This window comes from Vibrio frigidus, from assembly GCF_042465995.1.
GTDB lineage: Bacteria > Pseudomonadota > Gammaproteobacteria > Enterobacterales > Vibrionaceae > Vibrio.
On record NZ_JBCDMC010000015.1, the window covers coordinates 17,834 to 43,556 of the forward strand.

28 protein-coding genes are annotated in these 25,723 nt (G+C 41.4%); 16 read left to right on the plus strand and 12 right to left on the minus strand.

What is annotated here, in order from left to right; genetic code table 11:
• Positions 1–72 precede the first annotated feature (72 nt).
• Positions 73–1,413 (minus strand): amino-acid N-acetyltransferase, encoded by a 1,341-nt coding sequence (gene argA, locus AACW90_RS20255; protein ID WP_390238201.1) that lies wholly within the window; start codon positions 1,411–1,413, stop codon positions 73–75.
• 159 nt (positions 1,414–1,572) lie between these two features.
• Between argA and AACW90_RS20260 the strand changes: the two genes are divergently transcribed.
• From AACW90_RS20260 to AACW90_RS20275, 4 genes are all read left to right on the plus strand, one after another.
• A complete protein-coding gene (locus AACW90_RS20260; RefSeq protein ID WP_275134623.1) occupies positions 1,573–2,004 on the plus strand; it encodes a DUF2850 domain-containing protein in 432 nt (143 codons plus the stop codon).
• Between the two features lie 44 nt (positions 2,005–2,048).
• Positions 2,049–3,176: a murein transglycosylase A gene (mltA, locus tag AACW90_RS20265; RefSeq protein WP_390238333.1), complete on the plus strand. Its 1,128-nt coding sequence runs from the start codon at positions 2,049–2,051 to the stop codon at positions 3,174–3,176.
• Positions 3,177–3,280: 104 nt separating this feature from the next.
• Positions 3,281–4,090 (plus strand): tRNA cyclic N6-threonylcarbamoyladenosine(37) synthase TcdA, encoded by an 810-nt coding sequence (gene tcdA / locus AACW90_RS20270; protein ID WP_390238204.1) that lies wholly within the window; start codon positions 3,281–3,283, stop codon positions 4,088–4,090.
• Positions 4,091–4,124: 34 nt separating this feature from the next.
• Positions 4,125–4,571, plus strand: a complete 447-nt coding sequence (locus AACW90_RS20275) for a SufE family protein (RefSeq protein WP_390238206.1) — start codon at positions 4,125–4,127, stop codon at positions 4,569–4,571.
• A gap of 166 nt (positions 4,572–4,737) precedes the next feature.
• Here the strand turns inward: AACW90_RS20275 and csdA are convergent, their stop codons facing one another.
• The 8 genes from csdA to AACW90_RS20315 form a co-directional block, all read right to left on the minus strand.
• A complete protein-coding gene (csdA, locus tag AACW90_RS20280) occupies positions 4,738–5,940 on the minus strand; it encodes a cysteine desulfurase CsdA (RefSeq protein ID WP_390238208.1) in 1,203 nt (400 codons plus the stop codon).
• Entirely contained in the window at positions 5,940–6,539 is a 600-nt protein-coding gene (locus AACW90_RS20285) for a DJ-1 family glyoxalase III (RefSeq protein WP_390238210.1), read from the minus strand. The genes csdA and AACW90_RS20285 overlap by 1 nt, the downstream gene beginning before the upstream one ends.
• Position 6,540: 1 nt before the next feature.
• Entirely contained in the window at positions 6,541–7,428 is an 888-nt protein-coding gene (panE, locus tag AACW90_RS20290; protein ID WP_390238212.1) for a 2-dehydropantoate 2-reductase, read from the minus strand.
• A gap of 104 nt (positions 7,429–7,532) precedes the next feature.
• Positions 7,533–8,309 (minus strand): outer membrane protein OmpK, encoded by a 777-nt coding sequence (locus AACW90_RS20295; RefSeq protein ID WP_390238214.1) that lies wholly within the window; start codon positions 8,307–8,309, stop codon positions 7,533–7,535.
• A gap of 610 nt (positions 8,310–8,919) precedes the next feature.
• Positions 8,920–10,269 carry an AmpG family muropeptide MFS transporter gene (locus AACW90_RS20300; protein WP_390238216.1) on the minus strand — a complete coding sequence of 450 codons (1,350 nt, stop codon included), beginning with the start codon at positions 10,267–10,269 and terminating at the stop codon, positions 8,920–8,922.
• 83 nt (positions 10,270–10,352) lie between these two features.
• Positions 10,353–10,898 (minus strand): peptidylprolyl isomerase, encoded by a 546-nt coding sequence (locus tag AACW90_RS20305; RefSeq protein WP_390238218.1) that lies wholly within the window; start codon positions 10,896–10,898, stop codon positions 10,353–10,355.
• Positions 10,898–11,470: a YajG family lipoprotein gene (locus AACW90_RS20310; protein ID WP_390238220.1), complete on the minus strand. Its 573-nt coding sequence runs from the start codon at positions 11,468–11,470 to the stop codon at positions 10,898–10,900. The genes AACW90_RS20305 and AACW90_RS20310 overlap by 1 nt, the downstream gene beginning before the upstream one ends.
• A gap of 67 nt (positions 11,471–11,537) precedes the next feature.
• On the minus strand, positions 11,538–12,677 hold the full coding sequence (locus AACW90_RS20315) for a methyltransferase (RefSeq protein ID WP_390238222.1): 1,140 nt from the start codon (positions 12,675–12,677) through the stop codon (positions 11,538–11,540).
• A 216-nt stretch (positions 12,678–12,893) separates the two neighbouring features.
• On the opposite strand from AACW90_RS20315, the gene AACW90_RS20320 reads away from it, so the two are divergent.
• The 9 genes from AACW90_RS20320 to nqrM all read left to right on the plus strand — a co-directional run bounded on the left by AACW90_RS20320 (position 12,894) and on the right by nqrM (position 21,040).
• Positions 12,894–13,205 (plus strand): BolA family protein, encoded by a 312-nt coding sequence (locus tag AACW90_RS20320; RefSeq protein WP_275134611.1) that lies wholly within the window; start codon positions 12,894–12,896, stop codon positions 13,203–13,205.
• A 439-nt stretch (positions 13,206–13,644) separates the two neighbouring features.
• Positions 13,645–14,985: a Na(+)-translocating NADH-quinone reductase subunit A gene (locus tag AACW90_RS20325; RefSeq protein WP_390238225.1), complete on the plus strand. Its 1,341-nt coding sequence runs from the start codon at positions 13,645–13,647 to the stop codon at positions 14,983–14,985.
• A 3-nt stretch (positions 14,986–14,988) separates the two neighbouring features.
• Positions 14,989–16,230, plus strand: coding sequence for an NADH:ubiquinone reductase (Na(+)-transporting) subunit B (locus tag AACW90_RS20330; RefSeq protein ID WP_275134609.1), 1,242 nt, complete (start codon positions 14,989–14,991; stop codon positions 16,228–16,230).
• Positions 16,220–16,990, plus strand: a complete 771-nt coding sequence (locus AACW90_RS20335; protein WP_275134608.1) for a Na(+)-translocating NADH-quinone reductase subunit C — start codon at positions 16,220–16,222, stop codon at positions 16,988–16,990. The genes AACW90_RS20330 and AACW90_RS20335 overlap by 11 nt, the downstream gene beginning before the upstream one ends.
• A 20-nt stretch (positions 16,991–17,010) precedes the next feature.
• The gene (locus AACW90_RS20340) at positions 17,011–17,625 is read left to right on the plus strand and encodes an NADH:ubiquinone reductase (Na(+)-transporting) subunit D (RefSeq protein WP_390238336.1); all 615 of its coding nucleotides are present in this window, start codon (positions 17,011–17,013) and stop codon (positions 17,623–17,625) included.
• A 7-nt stretch (positions 17,626–17,632) separates the two neighbouring features.
• Positions 17,633–18,229 carry an NADH:ubiquinone reductase (Na(+)-transporting) subunit E gene (nqrE, locus tag AACW90_RS20345; protein WP_195704112.1) on the plus strand — a complete coding sequence of 199 codons (597 nt, stop codon included), beginning with the start codon at positions 17,633–17,635 and terminating at the stop codon, positions 18,227–18,229.
• A gap of 35 nt (positions 18,230–18,264) precedes the next feature.
• On the plus strand, positions 18,265–19,491 hold the full coding sequence (gene nqrF / locus AACW90_RS20350) for an NADH:ubiquinone reductase (Na(+)-transporting) subunit F (RefSeq protein ID WP_390238232.1): 1,227 nt from the start codon (positions 18,265–18,267) through the stop codon (positions 19,489–19,491).
• A 287-nt stretch (positions 19,492–19,778) separates the two neighbouring features.
• Entirely contained in the window at positions 19,779–20,783 is a 1,005-nt protein-coding gene (locus AACW90_RS20355; RefSeq protein ID WP_390238337.1) for an FAD:protein FMN transferase, read from the plus strand.
• 23 nt (positions 20,784–20,806) lie between these two features.
• Positions 20,807–21,040 (plus strand): (Na+)-NQR maturation NqrM, encoded by a 234-nt coding sequence (gene nqrM, locus AACW90_RS20360; RefSeq protein WP_275134606.1) that lies wholly within the window; start codon positions 20,807–20,809, stop codon positions 21,038–21,040.
• Between the two features lie 40 nt (positions 21,041–21,080).
• Here the strand turns inward: nqrM and AACW90_RS20365 are convergent, their stop codons facing one another.
• On the minus strand, positions 21,081–22,304 hold the full coding sequence (locus AACW90_RS20365; RefSeq protein WP_390238235.1) for a diguanylate cyclase: 1,224 nt from the start codon (positions 22,302–22,304) through the stop codon (positions 21,081–21,083).
• 214 nt (positions 22,305–22,518) lie between these two features.
• Here AACW90_RS20365 and dinB point away from each other — a divergent pair, with 214 nt between their 5' ends.
• From dinB to AACW90_RS20380, 3 genes are all read left to right on the plus strand, one after another.
• Complete coding sequence (gene dinB, locus AACW90_RS20370) at positions 22,519–23,595, plus strand: DNA polymerase IV (RefSeq protein ID WP_390238238.1); 1,077 nt, start codon at positions 22,519–22,521, stop codon at positions 23,593–23,595.
• A complete protein-coding gene (locus AACW90_RS20375; protein WP_390238241.1) occupies positions 23,595–24,077 on the plus strand; it encodes a GreA/GreB family elongation factor in 483 nt (160 codons plus the stop codon). Before dinB ends, AACW90_RS20375 begins: the two co-directional genes overlap by 1 nt.
• 69 nt (positions 24,078–24,146) lie before the next feature.
• Positions 24,147–24,893, plus strand: a complete 747-nt coding sequence (locus AACW90_RS20380; protein WP_390238243.1) for a DUF2884 family protein — start codon at positions 24,147–24,149, stop codon at positions 24,891–24,893.
• Positions 24,894–25,232: 339 nt separating this feature from the next.
• Here AACW90_RS20380 and AACW90_RS20385 read toward each other — a convergent pair whose 3' ends face one another.
• On the minus strand, positions 25,233–25,424 hold the full coding sequence (locus AACW90_RS20385; RefSeq protein ID WP_390238245.1) for a DUF4250 domain-containing protein: 192 nt from the start codon (positions 25,422–25,424) through the stop codon (positions 25,233–25,235).
• Positions 25,425–25,426: 2 nt separating this feature from the next.
• A complete protein-coding gene (locus AACW90_RS20390; RefSeq protein ID WP_195704103.1) occupies positions 25,427–25,630 on the minus strand; it encodes a YaeP family protein in 204 nt (67 codons plus the stop codon).
• Positions 25,631–25,723: the final 93 nt, after the last annotated feature.

Genomic DNA, 25,723 nt, shown 5'->3' on the forward strand with positions numbered 1-25,723 from the left:
AATAATCAATTGCAAGCGGTTATCAATGGTCTAATTTGAGCTAATTAATAAACTATTGATTTGTAAATAGATTCAATAAACGTCCAAGATCAATATTTTCGATTTTCTTTGGAAGTTATAAAGATTCTGCTTACCCATTGGAAGTTCCGATACTTCTACCTCTTGAAAGCCTTGCTCTCTAAACCAATGAAGGCTGTGCGTAGTGAGTACGAATATTTTTTCTATACCAACGTTACGCGAGTATTGTTTCATCTGGTTTAGTAGATCAAGTCCTCGGTTACCATCTCTATAGTCTGGATGTATTGCAACACAAGCCATTTCGGCCATTTTTTCTTCTATATATGGGTAAAGAGCAGCGCAACCGATGACCAATCCATCTTTTTCAATCAATGTAAATTGATGTATCTCCTGTTCCAATTGCTCTCTAGAACGACGAACAAGGATACCTTGTTCTTCTAATGGTCTGATTAGCCCAAGAATACCACCGATATCGTCGATATTCGCTCTTCTCACCTGTTCTGCACTGGCCATAACAACCTGTGTACCGATACCATCGAGCGAGAATAGTTCCTGAATAAGTGCTCCATCTACGTTGTAGCTAATTAAGTGGCTTCTTCTAACGCCAGCTCGGCATGCAGAAATTGAGCCCCTAAGAAAACGAAGTGTCCCTGAGCTATTATCGATCGTAAGATCGCTATCTGATTCTAATGTATGCAGAATATTTTCAGCGTGGTTTGGAAAGAGCTCTGCAATGACGTCGCCATTATTATCGACAATGCCTTGTTCAGAACAAAAACCGATAAGTTTATCCGCTCTGAGTCGTATCGCGACCTGAGTTGCGACCTCTTCGGAAAGTAAATTAAAACACTCTCCCGTGACGGAACTCGCGACGGGACCAACTAATACAATCGACCCTTGGTCTAGTACTTGGTTGATCGCTTCAGTATCGACACGACGTACCTTACCACTATGGCTATAGTCAACCCCGTCATCGATACCGAGTGGTTGGGCGATGACGAAATTTCCGCTCACAACATTGAGTTGTGTACCGGCCATTGGTGTATTATTTAGGCTCATTGATAATCTGGCGGTGATCGTAAGTTGTAATTGTCCCGAGGCCTGCATAACAAGATTTAGCGTCGAAGAATCAGTAACCCGAACTCCTTTATGGTAAGGCGTCATCCCTTTTTGCGACTCAAGTATTCTATTTATTTGAGGCCTTGCTCCATGGACGAGAACAATCTTCACTCCAAGGCTATGAAGTAGAGCAATATCGCTGATAATATTAGTGAAATTGGGTGCGTCAACGGCCTCTCCACCGAGCATAATGACCATTGTTTTGCCTCTGTGGGCATTCACATAAGGAGTTGATTGTCTAAATCCTTTAACTAACGCGGTGTTGCGAATCTTCATAGTGGGACACTGTTGAATTATTATATGATTATAATGAATTAAAATTCATGTGTGAGCAAATGTTTTTTCTGACTAAAGTGAAATTGGATTTATCTGTTCTCCCTTTAGCCGCTCTTATAGTTTAGTATTTGGTATCGGAAAGAGTATGAAACGAAAAGTATGGCAAATTCAGCAAGCAGTAAATTGATCAAAAAACAGATCAGAGTGAAACGAGCCGTTATCATCGTTGTTTCGCTTTTATTGATTTTTATCATTGGGTTATCAAGTGTTTTAGTTGCGCGTTATCTGGATGATTCGCGTTCAAAAACATTAATTTATGGGGTATGGGAAGAACAGAATGTGCCTTCATTTGCTCAAGATAGGTTCGAAGTTCGTGAGGAAGCGATTTATATTGAAGAGCGCATTGTGGATACGCATTTTACCTTTGATGGTTCAACGCTTATTTATGAGTTTGAAGGCAAGAAATTTGAATATATAGTGCTAGACGACAATGTCACCGAACTTCAAAGAATCGCCCCTCTCCATTATGAGTCCGTTTTTCACGTGCGTGGGAAATACAAACCAAACGAAGAAGAGTCCAGCTATGACTAGGTCTTCTTACAATATGGATATTACCAGTGTTATCAAGCTATAAAATTTTAAAAAATAAGAGGATATTTGTCCCTCTTACTTGCCTTTCAGTTTTGGCTGGCTGCAGTCAGTCCACGAGTTTGGCACAGCAATATAACGGTGATATTTTTGATGCGAACTTGAATCAGGTGACCACCATTGATTCGAACAAGCCGAGAGATTTTTCCAAGTTTTCGATGCAAGCTGAACAAGTTATCGATAACTCACCATCGATGGCGAAACGCTATCAAGCACTTTATGAGCAATTGAATACATGGGTAGTACAAAGCGGTGAACCGACTGAACTAGCCAATTTTGGCATTCAAACTGCGCAGTTAGGTGGTGGTGATAAAAAAGGAAATGTGTTGTTTACGGGGTATTTTTCTCCCGTAATGGAGCTCCGACATCAAATCGATGAAACCTATAAATACCCTGTCTATGGCCTACCTGATTGCAGTGAAGATTGTCCGACACGAACTCAGATATACAACGGCGCGCTAGAAGGCCTCGGATTAGAGTTGGGGTATGCCGCCAATATGATTGATCCATTTATAATGGAGGTGCAAGGTAGTGGTTTTGTTCATTATGAAGATGATGGCAGCCTACAGTACTTCGGCTATGCGGGGAAAAATAATAAAGAGTATGTGAGTATTGGCCGCCTTTTGATTGAATCTGGTGATGTAGCTCGAGAAGATATGTCTTTGAAAGCAATAAAGGATTGGGTGTTGAGTAATGATGAGCAAGCTGTTCAACAATTGCTTGAACAGAACCCATCCTTTGTTTTCTTTTCACCACGTAATGATTCTGAGGTAAGAGGGTCTGCAGGCATTCCTTTGTTACCTATGGCATCGGTTGCCGGCGATAGAAAGCTGTTTCCTATGGGGACACCTATTTTAGCTGAGGTCCCTTTATTGAATGCTGATGGAACCTGGAGCGGGGCGCATGCGTTGCGGCTACTTATTGTCCTTGATACAGGTGGAGCGGTTAAACAAAACCATCTCGACCTTTACCATGGTATGGGACCGAGAGCAGGAACCGATGCAGGTCAATACAAACACTTTGGGCGGGTATGGAAATTAGGACTGACAGAGACCTCTACATCGTCACCTTGGGTAACATCAAGCGATCTGGAATTAAGCTTCCCGAAAGAATAGTGAAACAGTCAGATTTTTTCAGTAAACTTCGATCTAGACATTTCTAATAAGAGTGCGTATAAAACGCACTCTTTCTTTTTCAATCTCGCTCTGGAATACAAATTATGCGTGACCTCAATACGCCTGCTTCTGACCGTTATGACCAACGATTTGGTGGCACTCGCCGTTTATACGGAAACCAAGAAGTAGAGATTTTAAGGGCAGCACATGTCTGTGTCGTTGGAATTGGTGGCGTGGGTTCTTGGGCGGTAGAAGCTCTCGCAAGAACAGGGGTCGGTGAATTGACTCTGATTGATATGGACGATGTTTGCGTGACAAACATTAATCGACAGATTCATGCGGTATCCTCTACTGTTGGTCAAAGCAAGATAGAAGTTATGGGGCAACGTGTTGAGTTGATCAACCCTGACTGTAAAGTGAATCTTATCGATGACTTTATTACCGTTGATAATGTGTCACAGCATATCTCGAAAGACTATGATTATGTTCTTGATGCTATCGATAGTGTAAAACCCAAAACGGCTCTGCTGGCATATTGTAAAAGTAATAAGATCAAGATTATCACGATAGGTGGCGCTGGTGGACAAACCGATCCAACTCAAATCCAAGTAGCGGATCTCGCCAGAACGATTCAAGATCCATTGGCTAAAAAGATAAAAGAAAATCTACGTAGATTCTACAATTACAGCAAAAATCCACAGCGAAAGTTTGGCATTGACTGCGTATTTTCGACTGAGCAGCTAAAATACCCTCAAGTTGATGGTACCGTCTGCTCTACTAAATCGACGGCTGAAGGGCCAAAACGAATGGACTGCGCGACCGGGTTCGGTGCCGCCACCGTAGTTACGGCAACGTTTGGATTTGTTGCGGTGTCAAAGATTGTAGAAAAGTTGTTAGCGAAACACATGAAGTAGCGTATTTTTATAAAGAATCTGGATAGAGAACTGTATGAACTTCCCTTCGTCTCCATTTACAAATGACATAACACCACGTGAAATTATTGCCACCATGCAAGGCTGTAAAGGCTGGGAAGAAAAATATCGTCAGGTTATTCAATGGGGTAAGATTTTGCCCAAAATGCCAGACGACCTGAAATCTGAGAAAATTACGGTTGCGGGTTGCGAAAGTCTTGTTTGGCTACTCGGAGAACAACGAGATGAAAAATGGTTTTTCTGTGCTGATTCCGATGCACGTATCGTTCGTGGTTTGATTGCCTTAGTGATGGCTGCATTTGATGGCAGCACGACGGATGAGGTTTTGGCATTCGATGTTGAAGGGTACTTCCAAGATCTGGGTCTTATTCAACACTTGAGCCCCTCAAGAGGCAATGGCCTAAAAGCGATCGTGGATAGCATACAAGAACAGGTTAACCAGTCACTAATACCGATCATTTAAGTAAAACTAGTCATCGTCATTCCCGTGAAAACGGGAATCTTGGTGATTTTAGATCCCCATTTTCATGGGGATGACGTTGGTTTTCGTGGAAATAGATCAATTTTCGTCGGGATGATAGGTTTAAATAACCTTAACCGAACAGGATTACTAATCAGTCACTGATTCTTTAAAGCATATCAACGGCTTTTCTCACCGCTTTAATCAGTTTATCTACATCCTCTAACGTGTTGTAGATACCAAATGAAATACGCACCGTTCCTTTTACATCGAGCGCGTCCATCAATGGATGAGCGCAATGATGACCCGCACGAACAGCGATGCCTTGTTGGTCGAGTAACGTTGCGATGTCTTGGTGGTGAACGCCTTCCATAATGAAGCTAATGAGCGAGCTTTGTGGTTGAAAACCGATCACGCGAATATCTTCTATTTCACATAACGCGTTGTATGTTTTTTCTTGAAGTTGATGAATATGATGTTCTACCTCGCTTCGTGAAAAACCTTCTAACCAACGTATCGCGGCGGCTAGCGCAATAGCGCCGGCAATGTTTGGTGTTCCAGCCTCAAATTTCCCCGGTAATGCTGAGTAAGTCGTACCCGAAAATGAAACCTTATCGACCATCTTTCCACCACCATGCCAAGGCGGCATCATGGTGAGCAAATCTAATTTTCCGTATAGTACGCCGATGCCAGTTGGTGCGTAAAGTTTGTGGCCTGAGAACAGATAAAAATCGGCGTTTAACTGAGCCACATCCACGTCTTCATGAACTATGCCCTGAGCACCATCAATAACAGCAATAGCGCCTACATCATGGGTCAATGAGATGATTTCTTCGATTGGATTTCGAGTCGAGGTAACGTTACTTATATGTGCAACAGTGACTATTTTTGTTCTTGAAGAAAGCAATTGATTGAAGGCTTCCATGTCGAATGTACAATCTTTTTTAATCGGAACCTTTACGACTATTGCACCGGTCTGTTGTGCAACGATCTGCCATGGAACAATATTGGCGTGATGTTCCATTTCGCTGACCAGTATCTCATCGCCTGGAAGAAGAATGGTTCTTGCGTAGGTTTGAGCAATGAGGTTTATTGCTTCCGTTGCCCCCCTAGTCCAAATTATCTCTTTCTCCGAGTCGGCTTGAATAAATGTCTGGATCGTTTTTCTCGCCGCTTCAAATTCTGACGTCGCATTTGCCGTTAAACGGTGACTACCTCTATGTACATTCGCATTTTGCTTTTGGTAATAGTGCCTAATGGCGTCGATGACAATCGTCGGTTTTTGTGTCGTTGCCGCACTATCTAAGTAAACAAGTGAATCTTGGTTTGTTAATGCGGGAAATTGTTCACGAACCTGATAAGCATCAAACATTATTGCTTACCTAATATATTGTAATGAAGGTTTGGCAAGGTCACCATAGGTTCAGCGACGGACCAAGCGTGAGCTTTACCTGATAATTGAATAATGATTTCCATTGCAAATTCCAGCGCAGAACCAGGCCCTTGGCTGGTTATAAGCTTGTCTGTAATGTCAATTGTTACGCGTTTATTCCGCCACTTTTCTTTCGGAATATGATCTTGAAATGAAGGATGGCAAGTCATGATCGCCTCTGGGTATATCTGGTGGCTTTGTAAGACAAGTGCAGGTGCAGCACAGATTGCCGCCATCCATCGTCCATCATACTTTTGCTGCTTAACCATTTCGACGAGCAAAGTGCTGTCTCTAAATATCTCACTGCCATCTACGCCACCGGGAAGCGCTATTAAGTCAAATTCCTCATCGGCGATATCGACGAGTTTACAATCGGCCGTTAACGTCACGCCACGAGAAGCTTCCATTGAAAGTGAACCTTCAAAATCCGCACTGGCAACAGTAACTTGATATCCAGCACGGTTCATTATGTCAATAATAGTGATGGCTTCCATCTCTTCTGTACCAGGAGCGATAGGAACTAAAATTTTATAAGTCATACTAACTCCATGACTGTTCGATGGTTCTAATTCTACTATACAAATCTTGATTGGTGGGGACATTAATCCCATGACGTTGTGCGACCTTACATAGATAACCAGTAATGTAGCCAATCTCTGTTGCTCTTTTGTATTGAATATCTTGTTGCATCGAGGAGTGATTTTTTGCGGTCGCTGAGATAACTTGATGCACGGTATTGAGCAGCGCTTCTGAGCATACTTCTATATTTTCAGCCCTCATCACTGTGCTTACTTCACCGACCAATTGCACTACATTAGTAGAGAACTTTTCTTGCAATAGATCGCCATTAAGACACTGATGTGTAGCGGTTAATGGATTGATTACACAGCTAATAGCAAGCTTATTCCATAATGCGGTATTGATTGAATCACTCCAATGAGCACTAGGTAGGGCGTGATCAAACACATCGGATAAGAACTGACACTGGTGTCCTAAATGGTTGTAGCCACCAAGGGTTGTGCTTCCTAACCCTGTATGATGGACATTATGCCTGTCTGGTTTAAAAGCACCGTGTGTCGTTGTTGCAAGTACGACAGGGTGTCTATCAATGGTTGTTGATAGCTCTTCTATCACCCCCATGCCATTATGCATAAATACAATAATTGTTTCCTGCGTCAAATGGCTAAGTAAGGGAGATATGGATCCCTTTACCTGCCACGCTTTCACGGTGACAAGAATAACGTCTGCACTTTTGAGTTGTAATACACTGTTGGTGATGAATCGATTTGGATTTTTATCATCCAATGTAATAGAGACATCAGATTTTTCTGGCTTATGCGACCATATTGAAACGCTGTGACCAGCGTTGGCTAGATGACATGCCCAAAGAGAACCTATCGCTCCTGCGCCTAGTATAGTGATATTCAAAGCGTTTTAATCCAAAAGAAGTGTTATCTAAGGATAGCGATTGTAGGAAATTATTCCAAATAAAAAAGGCGCTGAATGCGCCTTTTTATATATAAAATCTAAGATTAGAAGTTATATTGTAAACGATAAATAATTAAATCTTGATAATCTTTACGAGCTAGCTTGTTTACAGTGTAACGATAAAGTACACCAGTAGACCAGTTTTCATGGAAGTTCCACAACGCATTTACCGAGCCATTTAGACCCCAACTTTCAGAGCCAACGCCTGAAGCGAAATCTGTACTTTGTACGTCTGAATAGTCGTCGTTGCGAGCAAATTCGAATTCACCCCAAGTTGAGAAGGTAAAGTTTTGGCCACCAATATCAGTGTTATAATAGCCAACCCAACCAGCCATACCACCATTGCTACCAGAGTTACCTGTAGTATTTAGTTGATGTACACCAACAAAAGATGTTACCCCCCATCCATCGCCATTCAGTCCTGTATATCCAAGACCTACTACGCGGTTTTGCTCATGGAAGCCTGCATCGGTATCAGTATTATATACTTGCGCATACAAACTAACGCCTGAGTCAGTTAGATTATAGTGGATTGTACCTTTTGTTGAGGCACCGCGATCGTCGCCTGAACGATCCACACCTTCGTAATCGTAGAAACCGTAGATTTGACCCCAATCAAATCCAGCTCCACCTTCGATACCGATAACCGCTTGATTGCGATCACCAATATCATTTCCAAAGTTATCATCGTCGTTACCAATACCTTGGTCCCAAACTTGGTAGTCAGCGTACATGCTACCAAAACCGTATAGGTACTCTGCTTGCGCAGGTACGGCTGCTGTTGCAGCTAATAGACCAAGAGCAATAAGTGATTTGCGCATAGGGGAACTCTCTTTAGTTAATTGTTTGTATAAGCCGCATCCGTGGCCGCTCAATTCCGTAGTGTTGCGAATCATAGCGATATATTTCACAATTAAAAGTGAAGTAATGTAGAAATTACAATTTTATTCGTGATCAATGTCTGATAAATGATCTAAATAGGGGAACTTTTATCTGTATATATTTTATTGCATTATTATTGCATTGAAATGAGCTATAAATCACATTATTGATAGTATCGAAAGTTATTCGATTGCCTTCACTCTATCAACAGTAAAAGTTAATTAGTTTTCCTTAAGCCTTGCATATACTGGCCTAATGAGTATTTGATATTCGTATTTGATGTGATTATTACTATTTTTTATTGTTCTTATATTTTTTATTGTGACAACAAATAAGTTCACTTTTTTGACATGAAACGTAATTTTTGAGTTAGATGGTGTTAAGTTGTTAATAAAAATAGATTTTTAATTCCTATAGATGCTATTCGCACCTATGGTGAGTAGACTCATATTACTGAGCCGTCGATTTTTTAGATTGGTATGAGAAAGCAGATGCCAATAAAAAAGGGCAACTGCTTATCAGTTGCCCTTCAAATACTAAGTGAATAGATTACTCTTTACGGTATCTTGCTTTTTCCAGTAATTCATTAAAATAATGTCGTAATGAGTAAAGCATTATCAGGCTAGGAATGACCATAAGAGCGGTAATAATAAAGAAGAGTGACCAATCATTAAGGTAGTCTGCAAGCTCCCCGCTGAATGAGGCTAGTGTTGTCCTACCTAAGTTACCTAGTGACGCTAAAAGTGCGTATTGAGTTGCTGAGAAGGCCTGTCCGGTTAACATGGTTAAGAAGGAGACAAACGCAACAGTAGAGAAAGCCGTTGTAAAGTTGTCTACAATAATCGTCGCCAAGAATAGGTGTTCATTTGGACCTACGCTGGCCATCCAAGCAAACATTAAGTTGCTTGAAGCCATGGCGATACCACCAATCATTAATCCTCGAACAATGCCAAATTTAACATTGAACATACTGCCGACCAGTGTAAAGAATATGGTTACCCACCAACCGATAAGTTTGGAGTATTGCCCAATCTGCTCATTACTAAAGCCAACCTCTTTGTAAAAGGTTATCGACATTCTTCCCAAGAATGCTTCACCAATTTTAAAGAGAAAAACAAACAAGAGGAGAGTCAATGCGACTTGCACTCCATTTCGTTTGAAAAAATCTAGGAATGGTTCTACGACAGTTACACTGATCCACGCTGCGACACGGGATTTGACAATTTTGTTGTGTCGTTCAAGAGCAATGTTCTGAAGCTCTTCACGTTTCGTTTTAGGTTCTCCGACGAGCAAAGTGAAGACCATTAGAATGACGATAACGAAAGCCATACCGTAATACACGCCATTCCATCCAATGCTATCTGCGTTGATGAAGGCGAGATAACCAGGTAATGAGTATCCCGTCCACCAACCGATGACTGCCATTGCGGAAGCCTGTGGCAGCTTATTCTCTTCAGATTTAGGGAACGTGTCGATACGAAATGCGTCGATCGCAATATCTTGAGTAGCGGAAGCCGTAGCGATACCTAGAGCGAGCATAGAGGTCAGCATTAAGTCATTGGCAGGGTTTACACCAGCAATAAAGAGTGTGCAGATTAAAATGATGCACTGGCAGAAAAAGACCCAGCTTTTTCGTTGTCCCAAGAGTGAATGCAATACGGGGAGTTTGACTCTGTCTACAATCGGTGCCCACAAGAAGTTAATAGCATAGACCGCAAACACAGAGCCAAAATAGCCGATAGCGGCACGAGTTAAGCCTGCATCTTTGAGCCAACCAGACATGTTGGAACCAATCAACACCCACGGAAAACCACTAGAGCAACCTAACATCATCACCCATAAGAGCCGTTTATCGAGGTAGCTTTTAAGTGTCTCAGTCCAAGTCATTTGATTTGTCATCCAACATTCCTTGTAAATGAATAGAATGGAAAAGGGGAGGATCTAAAAAGAGTCGACAGTGTTCGACTCTTTATTAGATGAGGTTACTTTTGTATGGTTACTTTCGTGATGACGATAGCCTTAACAGGAACATCATGATAGCTACCGATAGACGCGGTTTGTTGCGTTGCCATTTTCTCAATGGTATCAAAACCTTTCGTTACCTTGCCAAATACGGCATAACCAGCACCCTTCTCTGAAGCATCTAGAAAATCGTTGTCAGCATAGTTGATAAAGAATTGGCGAGTAGCAGAATCAGGATCTGAGGTTCTAGCCATAGCAATCGTTGTTTTCTTGTTTTTTAGGCCGTTATTCGCTTCATTCTTAATTGGAGCATAGGCTGTGATTTGGTTCATATCGGTATCAAAACCCCCACCTTGAGCCATAAATCCACGAATAATACGATGGAATACCGTGCCTTCATAACTGCCATCTTCGACATACTTGAGGAAGTTTTCAGTTGTAATAGGTGCGTTTTTCGAGTCGAGTTCGATGGTAAAGTTACCGATAGACGTTTCAACGTTAACATTTGGAGCCGCCATTACAGAGGCACTAAAAAGACAGAGTAGAGAGATAAACAGATTACGCATTAAAAGCGCTCCTTCATATAGTTATTAAGTTCAGCATCATTTGCTATTTCGGCCAACACCAAGCTCGTGACATCATTTACAATCTGTTCAATTTGAGAATCAGAGGCGCTAAAAGTTCCCGTTTTGCTTGCAGAACCATTAAATATTTTTACTAACTTTCCAGCCGGTGTTTCTGCGGTTATTTGCAGCGTGATTTTGGCATCCATTTCATTGGACATAATACTGTGTTGTACATTTACTAACAGCTGCTGAATTTCAAGTGTAACGTTGTTTTCACTGTTAACTGACGTTCTGAAGCCCTGAGATTGAAGTTGATCCTGAAGGGCAGACTCTAATGTGATTCTGATGTTCTGTTTTGCGTGAACAGGTTGGATGTTATTGCGGCCACTATCGATAAGCGCAACATATTGCGCTGAACGCACATCTTTGCTATCTAGCGAAAACATCAGATTATCAACGGATTTATTTTGGCTTGTTGTTGTTTGCGGAATAAAATTAACCTGAGGCTCCTTTGGGGAAGAAGAACAAGCAGCCAATAATAATATGGATGCTGCAATTAACAGTTTTTTCATGAATAATGTCCTTTTAATGTCTATGCAATAAATATTGCAAAAATTTGAATTTTACAATCATAAGTAATTACTTAGTCGCTTGTAAAATAACAAATTTATTATTGCTTGCTATTTGTTTGACTTGTGACCGAGTAAACAGTCTCACTAGTTTATCATCGTAGCCTAGGTGGCGGTTACCAATAACTATTAGTTTTCCATTGCTACCTAGAACTTGCTTTGCATCACAGAACATCTGCCAAGCAATGTGATCGGTTATTGCGTTGTTTTGATGGAATGGAGGATTACAGATAACTAAATCGGCACTTTCTGGACGAAATCCATCTAGACAATTATTAGCAATAAATTGAAACTGGTCTGGTTGATCAATGGCGCACTCTAAATTGAGTTTTGCCGACGCTAAAGCCATATAGCTTTCATCCACACAGGTTATTTTGGCCTGTGGGTTTAACTGAGCGGCTTTAACCGACAGCACACCATTACCGCAACCAAGGTCAATAATATGCTTCAACGTTAGGTCACTTGGCAGATGCTTAAGCATCAGTCGAGCACCGAGATCTAGACTTTCACCAGAATAGGTGTTTGGGTAGTTCTTAAGTGAAAATGATTCATCGTCAACGGGCCACTCGGTAATTGACTCGACGAGTTGAGTTTGTTGACTGTTTGGTTGACTAAATACCAACCTATGTTTTTTCTTTGCAAGTGAAGTTGTCGTTGTACCAAGATACTTCTCAAACAACTTAAGCGTTGAGGAATGAATATCCTTCGCTTTATTTACAGCAATTACGGGACAATTTTTCGTTAACTGAGTCCTAAGTTGGTATAACTGCCACGTGAGTAAGCGGTTGTTCTTAGGTATCTGTAATAACACTAAGTCAATGTTTTTTGGAATATTACTTAGAGCATCAATACATTGAATAGGCGGGTTTTTATTGACGTCAATATTTCGTAAAGCACCTTGATGAGCAATATAAGAGTCGCTCATCATCGTGACATTGTGTTTTTCTGAAAACCAGCAAGAAAGAGCACCAAAATTATCATTTAAAATGAGAACGTTGAGACCATCTGTTAAATTTAACCCTTCAACATGATTGATTAAGTATTCGTCCCCCGCATCCCAAGCTTGTAATGGTTCGTTTGATCGTTTGGGAAAACGGAAAAGAGACAGATCTCTTTGTAATATAGAAAGGTGAGTATTCGCTTCGCTCATAGTGTTGCAGGCTGTCTGGTTAAATGAAAAGAGTGAAGATTATCGCAGATGGTAGAGTAAGTTGCTATTGTTAGCGTACACCATCAAGGTTATTCGTTTTTTTGTGATGTTAACGCCATGATATAACCCCTATTAGGTATTAATGTCTATCCTGGAGACAAGTATCATATTCGCCCTTGCAGGGCGGTTAATCCAATAAAAATTAGAGACCAGATTATGCGTCAAGAAATTATCGAAAAAAAATTGCATAACGCCTTTTCCCCAAAACATCTGCAAGTCGTCAATGAAAGTTATATGCATAATGTTCCCGCAGGGTCCGAAAGTCATTTTAAAGTCATTGTGGTTAGTGATGAATTTGATGGGCTGCGTCTGATAGCAAGGCATCGCAAGATAAACCAACTCCTTGCCGAAGAGCTGCAAGATGGATTACATGCGTTATCTATTCACACCTATACAGAATCTGAATGGCTGATAGAAAGTGGATTGGTTCCAAAAACGCCAGATTGTTTAGGCGGAAACAAAAAATAACTTAGTGCTAAGACAGTGCACGTTATTGAGATAAACGACCTAGAATTTAGACAGACAAATTAGAGCTTTAATCAAGCGCAGAATGCTTACTCATGCCAAATGTTAAGTAAATGGATCAGAATCAAACATTGACGCTATGATCTGTTGCTGAAAATTTTAACAACCGTGCTTAAGTTCAAACTTATTGATATTTGATCGATGTCTGAGCCGTAAGGTGAAAAAAAATCACAGTCATTGGTGCCTTAGACCATGGCGCCATGTCTTGAAAAAATGCTAAACTGTCGAGCCTAATAACCCTCTCTGTAAGTATTATGAAGGGTTAATTAATAGAATATTGCAATCTCGACCCATGTGAGCGGTCGGGAAATGACACAAACATGTCGTGTGTAGATGTCACGCAAAACAGAATCTTTTTCCCGATAAAATAGTGCAAGTGCGTATGATTACAATAAAAAAGGGTCTAGACCTTCCGATCTCGGGAGCTCCTGCCCAGGTGATTAATGATGGTAAATCCATCAAAAAAGTCGCCTTGCTAGGCGAAGAGTACGTTGGTATGCGTCCTACGATGTATACTCGCGTTGGAGATGAAGTAAAGAAAGGCCAAGTTCTTTTTGAAGATAAAAAGAATCTAGGCGTTCTATTTACCTCTCCTGCAAGTGGTAAAGTTATCGAAGTAAACCGTGGCGCAAAACGTGTGCTTCAATCTGTTGTGATTGAAGTTGCAGGTGATGAGCAAATTACATTTGATAGCTTTGATTCCAAAGCATTGGCAACCCTTGACCGTGAAATAGTTAAGAAGCAGCTAATTGACTCTGGAATGTGGACTGCATTGCGTACTCGTCCGTTCAGCAAGGTCCCTGCTGTTGATTCAAACACCAAGGCAATTTTCGTTACAGCAATGGATTCCAATCCACTGGCTGCCGAGCCTGAAGTGATTATCAAAGAGCAATCCGAAGCATTTGTTGCAGGTCTTGATCTGTTAGCAAATTTATCTGATGGTAAGGTGTTTGTTTGTAAGAAAGGCACTAGCCTTCCTCGCAGTGAGCAGCCTAACGTTGAAGAGCATGTGTTTGATGGGCCTCACCCAGCTGGCTTAGTCGGTACACATATGCATTATCTGTATCCTGTAAATGCAGAAAATGTGGCTTGGAGTATCAATTATCAAGATGTTATCGCTTTCGGTAAACTGTTCCTAACTGGTGAAATCTACACTGACCGCGTGGTCTCTTTAGGTGGTCCTGTTGTTACTAACCCTCGTCTTGTACGCACTCATATGGGTGCATGTATAGACGATATTGTTGACAACGAGTTAATGCCTGGAGAAGTGCGTGTTATTTCTGGTTCTGTTTTGACTGGTGTTCAAGCTGCTGGCCCTCATGCCTACCTTGGTCGCTATCACACACAGATATCAGTATTACGTGAAGGCCGTGATAAAGAATTTTTTGGTTGGGCAATGCCTGGCAAAAATAAATTCTCGGTAACCCGATCTTTCTTAAGTCATCTATTCACGGGCCAGTTATTTAATATGACTACGTCTCTGAATGGTGGTGAACGTGCAATGGTCCCGATTGGTAATTACGAAAAAGTGATGCCTCTTGATATGGAACCAACTTTGCTGCTTCGTGATCTATGTGCTGGAGACACAGACAGTGCACAACGTCTAGGTTGTCTAGAGTTAGATGAAGAAGATTTGGCATTGTGCACCTATGTATGTCCTGGCAAATATGAGTTTGGCGAAATGCTTCGCGATTGCCTAGATACAATAGTGAAGGAAGGGTAATCCATGCTTAAAAAGATAATTGAGGATATCGAACCGTATTTTGAAGCGGGCGGTAAATACGAAAAGTGGTATCCGCTTTACGAAGCGACCGCTACACTTTTCTATACTCCAGGTACGGTAACTCAACGTAGTTCTCACGTCCGTGATAGCGTTGATTTGAAACGTATCATGATCATGGTGTGGTTTGCTGTATTCCCCGCTATGTTCTGGGGAATGTATAACTCTGGTCATCAAGCGATTGTTGCCCTAAACCATATGTACGAAGGTGCTCAACTTGCAGAAGTAATATCTGGAAACTGGCACTACTGGTTGACAGAAGCCATCGCCGGCAGCCTTGGAGCTGATGCGGGGTGGGGTACTAAGATGCTTCTTGGTGCGTCATACTTCTTACCTATTTATGGCATAGTCTTCGCCGTAGGTGGTTTTTGGGAAGTACTTTTCTGTATCGTTCGTAAACATGAAGTAAATGAAGGGTTCTTTGTCACTTCTATTTTGTTTGCTCTGATTGTTCCGCCGACGCTTCCACTTTGGCAAGCGGCACTAGGTATTACTTTTGGTGTTGTTGTTGCTAAAGAGATTTTTGGTGGTACGGGTCGTAACTTCCTTAACCCTGCACTGGCTGGTCGTGCTTTCCTATTCTTCGCTTACCCTGCTCAAATTTCAGGTGATGCGGTTTGGACTGCTGCGGATGGTTTTTCTGGTGCGACGGCGCTAAGCCAATGGGCTCATGGTGGTTCTGGTGCACTTATACATAATGTAACTGGCGAACCTATCTCTTGGATGAACGCATTCTTAGGGAATATTCCAGGTTCTATCGGTGAGGTTTCAACGCTAGCATTAATGCTAGGCGCTGCATTGATTGTGTATATGGGTATTGCCTCATGGCGTATCATTGCCGGTGTAATGATCGGTATGATAGCGACTTCATTCCTATTTAACGTAATTGGATCTGATACAAACGCAATGTTTGCAATGCCTTGGCACTGGCACCTAGTACTTGGTGGCTTTGCATTTGGTATGTTCTTCATGGCGACAGACCCAGTTTCAGCTTCGTTTACCGATAAAGGTAAATGGGCTTACGGCATTCTTATCGGTTTGATGTGTGTGCTTGTTCGAGTAGTCAACCCAGCGTACCCAGAAGGTATGATGCTGGCGATTCTATTTGCTAACTTGTTTGCACCACTTTTCGATTATTTTGTCATCGAGAAAAACGTTAAGCGGAGGCAAGCACGCTATGGCAAGTAAAAACGATAGCATTAAGAAAACGCTGTTTGTTGTCATCGCAATAAGTTTGGTGTGCTCAGTAGTTGTTTCTTCTGCTGCGGTATTCTTACGCGACAAACAACAAGCAAATGCTGTTCTTGATAAACAGAAAAACATCGTAGCGGTAGCTGGACTTGAAAATAAAGAAGGTTCAATTACAGAGCTATTTACTCAGTATATTGAGCCACGCTTAGTTGATTTTGATTCTGGTAACTTTGTCGAAGGTGATGCGTATGCATACGACCAACGTCAAGCGGCTAAAAACTCGAAGCAGTCAGTGAAATTAACGGGTGAGCAAGATGAGGCGAAGATCATTCGTCGTGCCAACACTGGCCTTGTTTATCTTGTTAAAGATGGAAACGACGTATCTAAAGTCATTTTACCTATCCACGGCAACGGCCTTTGGTCAATGATGTATGCATTCATTGCTGTCGAGACAGACGGTAACACGGTTTCTGGTCTCACTTACTATGAGCAAGGTGAAACGCCTGGGCTTGGTGGTGAAATTGAAAATCCACGCTGGCGTAGCCAGTTCGTTGGTAAGAAACTGTTTGATGAGAACCATAAGCCAGCCATAAAGATTGTTAAAGGTGGCGCTCCAGCAGGCAGTGAGCACGGTGTTGATGGTCTTTCAGGTGCAACATTGACGGCGAATGGCGTACAAAATACGTTTGATTTCTGGTTGGGTGATATGGGCTTTGGTCCTTTCCTAACTAAAGTACGTGATGGAGGTCTGAACTAATGTCTATTGATGTTAAAGAGATGAAATCAAATCTTTTCGCTCCGGTCATAGATAACAACCCGATTGCCCTTCAGGTTTTGGGTGTGTGTTCTGCACTAGCAGTAACCACCAAACTTGAAACAGCATTTGTTATGACAATAGCGGTAATTTTTGTTACGGCATTCTCGAACTTTTTCGTTTCTCTTATCCGTCACCACATTCCAAACAGTGTACGAATCATCGTACAGATGGCGATTATCGCATCATTGGTAATCGTGGTAGACCAATTCTTGAAAGCGTATTTATATGATATATCTAAACAGCTTTCGGTATTTGTTGGTCTGATCATTACGAACTGTATTGTAATGGGACGCGCTGAAGCTTATGCGATGAAATCAGAACCGATTCCTTCTTTTTTAGATGGTATTGGTAACGGTTTGGGTTATGGTTTTGTACTTATCACTGTCGGTTTCTTCCGTGAACTATTTGGTTCAGGAAAACTGTTCGGAATGGAGGTTCTTCCTCTGGTTTCTGAAGGTGGTTGGTATCAGCCAAACGGCATGATGCTACTAGCACCATCGGCATTCTTCTTGATTGGCTTTATGATTTGGATTATCCGAATTATTAAACCAGAACAAATAGAAGCGAAGGAGTAAGGTCGTAATGGAACATTATATTAGTTTGCTTGTTCGTTCGATCTTTATCGAGAACTTAGCACTTTCGTTCTTCTTAGGTATGTGTACCTTCTTGGCGGTATCTAAGAAAGTTAAAACATCTTTTGGTTTAGGTGTAGCAGTTATCGTTGTTCTTACCATTGCGGTACCGGCGAACAACTTGTTGTACAACCTCGTTCTAAAAGATAGCGCGCTGGTTTCGGGTGTGGATTTAAGTTTCCTTAATTTCATTACTTTTATCGGTGTTATTGCAGCGTTAGTACAGATTCTAGAGATGGTGTTAGACCGTTTCTTCCCTCCTTTGTACAACGCTCTGGGTATCTTCCTTCCACTTATCACAGTGAACTGTGCAATATTTGGTGGTGTGTCATTCATGGTTCAACGTGATTACAACTTTGCAGAATCGGTCGTGTATGGCTTCGGTGCTGGTGTTGGTTGGATGTTGGCCATTGTGGCATTAGCAGGTATTCGTGAGAAAATGAAATATTCAGACGTGCCTCCAGGCCTTCGTGGACTGGGTATCACTTTTATCACTACTGGATTGATGGCGTTAGGCTTTATGTCTTTCTCTGGTGTTCAACTGTAAGTCGGGTAAACGACACAATAAATAAGGAATAGTAAATGCAAAGCATTATTCTTGGTGTAGTGATGTTTACCGTGATCGTACTGGCACTCGTTTTAATCATTTTAATGGCTAAATCGAAGCTCGTACCATCAGGTGACGTTACAATTACTGTCAATGGCGATCCTGAAAAAAGTTTCATTACTTCTCCAGGTGATAAACTTCTCAGCGCTATGGCTGGTAGTGGTATATTTGTATCTTCCGCTTGTGGCGGTGGTGGTTCATGCGGCCAGTGTCGTGTGAAGGTGAAATCTGGTGGTGGTGATATTCTACCTACAGAACTTGACCACATCACTAAGGGCGAAGCGCGTGAAGGTGAGCGTTTGGCTTGTCAGGTTGCGATTAAGAATGACATGGATATCGAACTGCCTGAAGAGATCTTTGGCGTCAAGAAGTGGGAATGTGAAGTTCTTTCTAATGACAACGAAGCGACCTTTATTAAAGAACTTGTACTTAGGATCCCTGAGGGTGAAGAAGTACCGTTCCGAGCTGGTGGGTACATTCAAATTGAAGCTGAAGCTCATCACATCAAATACTCTGATTTCGATGTTCCTGATGAATATCGTGGAGACTGGGACAAGTTCAATTTGTTCCGTTATGAGTCTATCGTAAAAGAGCATTCGATCCGTGCATACTCTATGGCATCATACCCAGAAGAGGAAGGCTTGATTAAGCTTAACGTACGTATCGCTACTCCGCCGCCGAATAATCCGAATGTACCACCGGGCATTATGTCTTCGTATATTTGGTCTTTGAAAGCCGGTGATACATGTACTATTTCTGGTCCATTTGGTGAGTTCTTCGCTAAAGAAACGGACAATGAAATGGTCTTTATCGGTGGTGGTGCTGGTATGGCTCCAATGCGTTCTCATATTTTTGATCAGCTATTACGCCTGCAATCTAAGCGTAAGATGACTTACTGGTATGGTGCACGTTCTAAGCGTGAAATGTTCTATATTGAAGATTTCGATAAGCTGGCTGCTGATAATGAGAACTTTGAGTGGCATGTAGCCCTTTCTGATCCGTTGGCAGAAGATAATTGGGATGGTTACACTGGTTTTATTCACAACGTGATTTATGAAAACTACTTGAAAGATCATGACGCACCAGAAGATTGTGAATACTACATGTGTGGTCCACCAATGATGAACGCAGCCGTTATCGGTATGCTGAAAGACCTCGGTGTAGAAGATGAAAATATCTTACTCGATGACTTCGGTGGTTAAGTTTTAGTAACTTAGCGATAAATTGATGGCTGACTCTAATGAGTCGGCCATTTGTTTTTCTGTGGTGATTAGATACACAATACAGAGTAAATAAAAAACGTACGATTCCACAATCTGCGCGCGGCCTCTATTTTTACTTAGACATATGCCAATTTTTATTTTTGTATTCGCTCTGTCGAAATCGACCCTATTTCATCTGAACAACAATTCGGTGAAGTAGATATCTTAATTAAACAGTAGAATAGGAAAGCGTAATGACGCTTAGTTCTTCAATAATGGTTAGTCAGATGAAAGTTTTTCTATTGTTCATCTGTTCTATATCTCTATTAGTTGGTTGTAGTGAGACGCGAGAGCAAACTCATCTTACTGGTCCAACTATGGGTACGACTTACAATGTTAAGTTTATCAATGGTGATGGTATTCCATCGTCAGAAAAATTACAGTCTGAAGTCGATAGGCTACTCGAACAGGTAAACGACCAGATGTCGACCTATCGTAAAACTTCGGAGTTGAGTCAATTTAATCAGTATAAAGGGTCTGAGCCCTTTACTGTTTCACCGGATACAGCGCAAGTAACAAGAGAAGCAATCAGGCTGAATCGCCTTACATTAGGTGCATTAGATGTCACGGTCGGCCCTCTAGTTAACCTTTGGGGTTTTGGCCCAGAAGCGAGGCCTGAAGTGGTACCAACAAATGAAGAGTTGGCCGAACGTAGAGCAAATGTTGGTATTGAACATTTAACATTAGAAGGGAACAGCCTCACGAAAGATATCCCTGACCTTTATGTCGATTTATCAACGATTGCAAAAGGTTGGGGGGTCGATGTTGTTGCCAATTACATCGAGCAGCAAGGCGTTCAAAACTACATGGTGGAAATCGGTGGAGAGATGCGTCTTAAAGGTAAAAATCGTGAGAATGTGGCTTGGAGAATTGCGATAGAAAAACCGGATGTCGACGAAAGAGCCGTACAAGAGATTATCTCACCAGGAGACATGGCGGTTGCAACGTCGGGTGACTATCGGAATTATTTTGAACGTGATGGTATACGCTACTCTCATATTATCAACCCAGAAACGGGTAAACCAATTGACCACAAAGTCGTTTCTGTCACCGCTCTGCATGCTTCAAGCATGACGGCTGATGGCCTAGCCACTGGTCTGATGGTGTTGGGTGAAGACGTAGGAATTGACGTCGCGAATAAGAATGGTCTCGCGGTATTTATGGTAGTAAAGACAGATGATGGCTTTAAAGAAGTTTACTCTGATGCTTTTGCTCAATATTTAAAGAAATAAAGAACGAACAATAGGGTGATTCTATGGGAACTTTTCTAGTAACGTTTGGTGTTTTCTTAGCCGTTATAGCCTCTATGGCTGTCGGTTACATATTCCAAAAGAAAGCGGTAGCAGGAAGCTGTGGTGGTTTAGATTCTGTAGGGATAGACAAAGTGTGTAACTGCCCGGAGCCTTGCGATGCACGTAAGCGTCGTGAAGCCAAAGAGGCTGCACGTGCAGTCAAAATGGCGGAATGGGAACAGAACAGACTGCTTTAATAGTTTAAAACCTCAAGAGTCACCTCTTGAGGTTTTGTTCCTAATTAAGGTCCTCAGAGATAACTCGGTTTCTACCGGATTCTTTTGCGGTGTATAATCTCTCATCTGCGATACGAATCATGGTATCAATGTCTCTCTTTGCTCTTGTGACTCCGATACTCATGGTGAGCTTAATGTCTTCTCCATTATAAGCTATCGCTGTTTTTTCTATACGCTGTCGCATGCTGTCCAAGCGTTGAACGAAAGCATCGTAATCACCGTAATTAACGATACAGAATTCTTCGCCACCAAATCGTGCGGCTAGATCCTCTTTAAAATAAATCGCGATAATATGACTGATAGTCACTAGTGCTTGATCTCCCCCTTCATGCCCGTAATTGTCGTTAATCCTTTTGAAAAAGTCGATGTCTAACATCGCGACATTACGCTGCTCTTTGTTGTTATCAGCATTTGAGAATAAGTAGCGTCGGTTCCAAAGACCTGTTAATGCATCTTGATTCGCCATTTTGAACATATCGTCGCTGATATCTTTCATGTTTAACAGGTTCTGTATTCGACAATAGAATTCTTCCTGATTAAACGGCTTTTTTAGATAATCATTGGCACCCGCTTTTAGAAACTGTGCCGTGACAGTTTTTGACTCAGCAGTGGAAATACCAAGTATCGCGAGTTGGCTGCGATCATAAGTTAGACGTATCTCTCTCGTCATAGAAATACCATCTTTTTCCGGCATGATATTGTCGGTGATGATTAACGTTATTTCTGGATCACCTTTAAGTATTTCTAGTGCTTCTACACCGTCCTCTGCCTGTACAGAACGGATATAATGGTGGTCAAGTAATTGAACCAGATGCCTTCGCACAGTCAATGAATCGTCAACAACCAATGCTTTGTGGCATTTATTTCTGTTTAGTCGAGTCAATAAGGGTAGTAGGTAGGAAATAGACGCGAAACTATCCTTCAATATATAGTCGATAACCCCTTTTTCGAGCATGGCGTCCCGCAACTGTTCATCAAATTGCCCTGTGACAACAATTACCTTCATATCATAGGAGAGGGCTAAATCGATTACCTCACCATCTGGTCCATCTGGTAAACAGAAATCTAATACAGCACACAAAAAATCAGTGTCATTTTCTAATATGGCTTTTGCTTCTTTTAGCGATTCGGTCGACACCACTTCCATATTGATTTGGCTTATTTGGTTATTTAGATAGTTTCTAAAACTTCGACTATCTTCAACCACGAGAATTCGGTTATTCAATGAGTGTACCAACCTTGTATTTTGATCTACTTAGTCTAAATATAGAATAAATAGTCCGTGCTATGTATATGTTTAGGCAAAATATGTTGATGAATTGGATAACCCACAACTCCAAGGGAGTAACAACCCTCAATATTAATAGGCATTATCTCGAATTTCAGCGAAATTATAAGTTATACTGTTTTTTTATACAGCCAATTATATCCTAACGACGATGCTAGAAACGCCTGACAAACTAAGAAAAATCATTCATGTTGATATGGATTGCTTTTATGCAGCTGTAGAAATGAGAGATTTTCCCGAATATAAAGATGTTGCATTAGCGGTTGGCGGAAACGAAAAGCAACGGGGCGTTATTAGTACGTGTAATTACGAGGCAAGGAAGTTTGGGGTACGTTCGGCTATGCCGACCGGGCAGGCATTAAAGCTGTGCCCTCATTTGCAATTGGTGCCTGGTAGAATGAAGGTCTACAGCGACGTATCTAAGCAGATAAGACGTATTCTTGAAAGATATACATTAAAAATCGAACCTCTTTCGTTGGATGAAGCCTTTTTGGATGTGACCGATTGTAAGATGCTTCATGGTTCAGCGACATTAATTGCGGAGGCAATACGTAAAGACATTCGGGATGAGTTGCAACTCACTGCATCCGCAGGCATTGCACCTATCAAATTTTTAGCCAAAGTAGCATCCGATATGAATAAACCTAACGGTCAATTTGTTATACCTCCTGAGGAGGTACAAAATGTGATCGATAAACTGCCATTAGAGAAGATTCCCGGTGTCGGAAAGGTGAGTTTAGAAAAACTACAACAAGCTGGTTTTTATATATGTGAAGATATAAAAAATAGTGATTACCGAGATTTGTTGCTTAAATTTGGTCGATTAGGGGCTTCACTATGGAAAAAAAGCCACGGTATTGATACACGACAAGTTGAAACTGAACGTGAAAGAAAATCGGTAGGAGTGGAACGAACCTTCTCTAAGAATATCTCAAGTTACGATCAGTGTTGGCAGATCATTGAAGAAAAACTCTATCCTGAGTTAGAGGCCCGTTTACTAAAAGCTACACCAAATGGCGAAATTTTAAAACAAGGGATAAAAATGAAATTTGCTGACTTTCAGCAAACCACCATTGAGCACGTCCATAATCAGCTAGAATTGGCATATTTTAAAGAACTACTGCATGATATTCTGCAACGTCAAAATGGTAGAGAGATCCGGCTTCTCGGATTGAATGTGATGCTAAAGCCAGAAGAGCAAACGAAACAACTGAGTTTGGAACTATAGTGGATAAAAACTTACTAATTAATACCGTTGTTGAACAGTTAGAAAAAATACACCAAATCGCTTTGAGTGCGACCCAGACGGCAATAGATGCCGCAACGGATGAAGAGACAGTACCCGAGAATAAATACGACACATTGGCGTTAGAGGCCGCTTATCTCGCGCATGGACAAGCTCGTAGGGTACAAGAGTGTGAATCGGATATTCAGCAATATAAGCGCTTGCCCGTCAGGGTGTTTAATCAAGATGAAAAGGTGAATATTGGTGCATTGATTGAATTGGTGGATGCAGAGGATAATCATTCTCTTTTTTTTATGGGACCGTGTACTGGTGGTGTGACGGTTCATTGTCAGAGTAAAAACGTAGCGCTCATTACCGCTAAAGCCCCTTTAGGTAACGCCATGCTAGGTAAACAGATGGGGGATGAGATTAACTTAGATATAGCCGGAAAACAGATTTGGTATGAGATCATTCATATAATCTAACCCAATATTGACGAACTAAGGTTATGACTTGCTATGATTGGGTTGATATGACGAGAATTCGAGGACGTGATGAATAAATTAACAATTGGATTGATGCTCTGCTTTAGTGTCAGTGCCCATGCGGCGAATCAGTGTAACGTTGATATCAAAAATGAGGTTCATCTCGATGGGCAACAAGTAGAGATAATTCAGAAGGATACTTCTAGAGTACTCATTGATGAAAATAACAACGTTTTCATTAATGGCGAAAAGCTCGATTTGAGTCAGGCGCAAGAAGACGCGGTGAAAAGCTATCGTGAACATATGAATAAGTACGTTCCGAAGATGTTAGATATCGCTCGAGATGGTTTGGTATTGGCGCAAAGCGCCTTAGATGAGATAGCGATTAGTTTTAATAATTCAGAAGCATTCAATAGCGTTAAAGAAGCACTTGAAGAATTTTTTAACGGGGTGGAGCAACGCTACAAGAATGATGAGCAATTTGTGCTTCAAGAGGCGGCTTTTAGCGATGCTGTCTCGACGTGGAAAGAAGATCTCGCCGCGGCAAGAGAGACATTTAATGCTGAATTTTTTTCCAGTGCATTTAATGCAATTTCAGATGAAATGAAGGCAGAAGGTGGGTTAAACCTGACTGAACTGAAGGACAAACTGATTGAGCTGCAAGCGAGCCTAAATACTAAATTAAAGGCGGATTCAAAAGGATTAGAAAAAGACGCGAAACAGTACTGCGGTGACTTGGAAAAAGTAGCGGAAGAAGAGAAAATGCTGCACGAGAAGATTCCAGAACTTAAAGATTATCAGGTGTTTTTGATTTAGCGTACATGAAGTAATGTAGCCTAGAATGAGCGGTTGAAAATTCTCCATCACCTTAATAAAAGTGAGGATCTAATACCATTCAGATTCCCGTTTTCACAGGAATGACGAAGTATTTAGAACTAACCGAACAGCATTCCGTTTTTCACGGGAATGACGGCTTATTCTTGTTGAGTAGAAATACGAGTTACAAAGCTATAAAATCTTGTCATCCTCACGAAAGTGGGGATCTAGTATCATGCAGACTCTCGTTGTTACGAAAATAGCCGTGGGCTTATGGACACCGCGAGAATAGGGCTCTTATGCAGAGGCAACTGGAACCACCTGCTTTGCAGGTGGTTATTATCTAAACTGTTTCGCTTCGGTTAAAAACTCGAAGCCTGCTGTGGCAAGCTTTGCTTCCAAAGCAACACGGTCAATATCAAAGAACTTTACTAACTCGCCTAAGTCACCGTTAAAGTCGTCCCTAAGTTTTAGGTTAACGATGCTCATCAGCATAATGGTATCCATGCTTTCGAATTTGGATAGATCCATCTCTAGTCCTCAAAATCAGAAATAAGCAAGTTAGCAGCAGCAAATGCGGCTCTATCTCTTACATCTTTAATCAATGTTTCATCGGCTGCGATATCATTTAGGGTTTTAACGGCACAAGTAATTGCTTGTGGTATATAGCCTTGGTCGCCACTTCCAATTTGAGCATAAAGTTCGCGAACGAGATTGCAGCAATCATATATTTTCATTTCATTATCCAGATTTTCATATCAATATTTATTTGCAATAATATACACAGCGACAGAGGGGATGACAAAGTTTGATTTGTTATCCCCCACGTG

Bases quoted from the DNA above. Each gene is read 5' to 3' on its own strand.
- argA (WP_390238201.1), bottom strand. From the start codon at position 1,413: ATGAAGATTCGCAACACCGCGTTAGTTAAAGGATTTAGACAATCAACT.
- AACW90_RS20260 (WP_275134623.1), top strand. From the start codon at position 1,573: ATGGCAAATTCAGCAAGCAGTAAATTGATCAAAAAACAGATCAGAGTG.
- tcdA (WP_390238204.1), top strand. From the start codon at position 3,281: ATGCGTGACCTCAATACGCCTGCTTCTGACCGTTATGACCAACGATTT.
- AACW90_RS20275 (WP_390238206.1), top strand. From the start codon at position 4,125: ATGAACTTCCCTTCGTCTCCATTTACAAATGACATAACACCACGTGAA.
- csdA (WP_390238208.1), bottom strand. From the start codon at position 5,940: ATGTTTGATGCTTATCAGGTTCGTGAACAATTTCCCGCATTAACAAAC.
- AACW90_RS20285 (WP_390238210.1), bottom strand. From the start codon at position 6,539: ATGACTTATAAAATTTTAGTTCCTATCGCTCCTGGTACAGAAGAGATG.
- AACW90_RS20295 (WP_390238214.1), bottom strand. From the start codon at position 8,309: ATGCGCAAATCACTTATTGCTCTTGGTCTATTAGCTGCAACAGCAGCC.
- AACW90_RS20300 (WP_390238216.1), bottom strand. From the start codon at position 10,269: ATGACAAATCAAATGACTTGGACTGAGACACTTAAAAGCTACCTCGAT.
- AACW90_RS20305 (WP_390238218.1), bottom strand. From the start codon at position 10,898: ATGCGTAATCTGTTTATCTCTCTACTCTGTCTTTTTAGTGCCTCTGTA.
- AACW90_RS20310 (WP_390238220.1), bottom strand. From the start codon at position 11,470: ATGAAAAAACTGTTAATTGCAGCATCCATATTATTATTGGCTGCTTGT.
- AACW90_RS20315 (WP_390238222.1), bottom strand. From the start codon at position 12,677: ATGAGCGAAGCGAATACTCACCTTTCTATATTACAAAGAGATCTGTCT.
- AACW90_RS20320 (WP_275134611.1), top strand. From the start codon at position 12,894: ATGCGTCAAGAAATTATCGAAAAAAAATTGCATAACGCCTTTTCCCCA.
- AACW90_RS20325 (WP_390238225.1), top strand. From the start codon at position 13,645: ATGATTACAATAAAAAAGGGTCTAGACCTTCCGATCTCGGGAGCTCCT.
- AACW90_RS20330 (WP_275134609.1), top strand. From the start codon at position 14,989: ATGCTTAAAAAGATAATTGAGGATATCGAACCGTATTTTGAAGCGGGC.
- AACW90_RS20335 (WP_275134608.1), top strand. From the start codon at position 16,220: ATGGCAAGTAAAAACGATAGCATTAAGAAAACGCTGTTTGTTGTCATC.
- AACW90_RS20340 (WP_390238336.1), top strand. From the start codon at position 17,011: ATGAAATCAAATCTTTTCGCTCCGGTCATAGATAACAACCCGATTGCC.
- nqrE (WP_195704112.1), top strand. From the start codon at position 17,633: ATGGAACATTATATTAGTTTGCTTGTTCGTTCGATCTTTATCGAGAAC.
- nqrF (WP_390238232.1), top strand. From the start codon at position 18,265: ATGCAAAGCATTATTCTTGGTGTAGTGATGTTTACCGTGATCGTACTG.
- AACW90_RS20355 (WP_390238337.1), top strand. From the start codon at position 19,779: ATGAAAGTTTTTCTATTGTTCATCTGTTCTATATCTCTATTAGTTGGT.
- nqrM (WP_275134606.1), top strand. From the start codon at position 20,807: ATGGGAACTTTTCTAGTAACGTTTGGTGTTTTCTTAGCCGTTATAGCC.
- dinB (WP_390238238.1), top strand. From the start codon at position 22,519: ATGCTAGAAACGCCTGACAAACTAAGAAAAATCATTCATGTTGATATG.
- AACW90_RS20380 (WP_390238243.1), top strand. From the start codon at position 24,147: ATGAATAAATTAACAATTGGATTGATGCTCTGCTTTAGTGTCAGTGCC.
- AACW90_RS20385 (WP_390238245.1), bottom strand. From the start codon at position 25,424: ATGGATCTATCCAAATTCGAAAGCATGGATACCATTATGCTGATGAGC.
- AACW90_RS20390 (WP_195704103.1), bottom strand. From the start codon at position 25,630: ATGAAAATATATGATTGCTGCAATCTCGTTCGCGAACTTTATGCTCAA.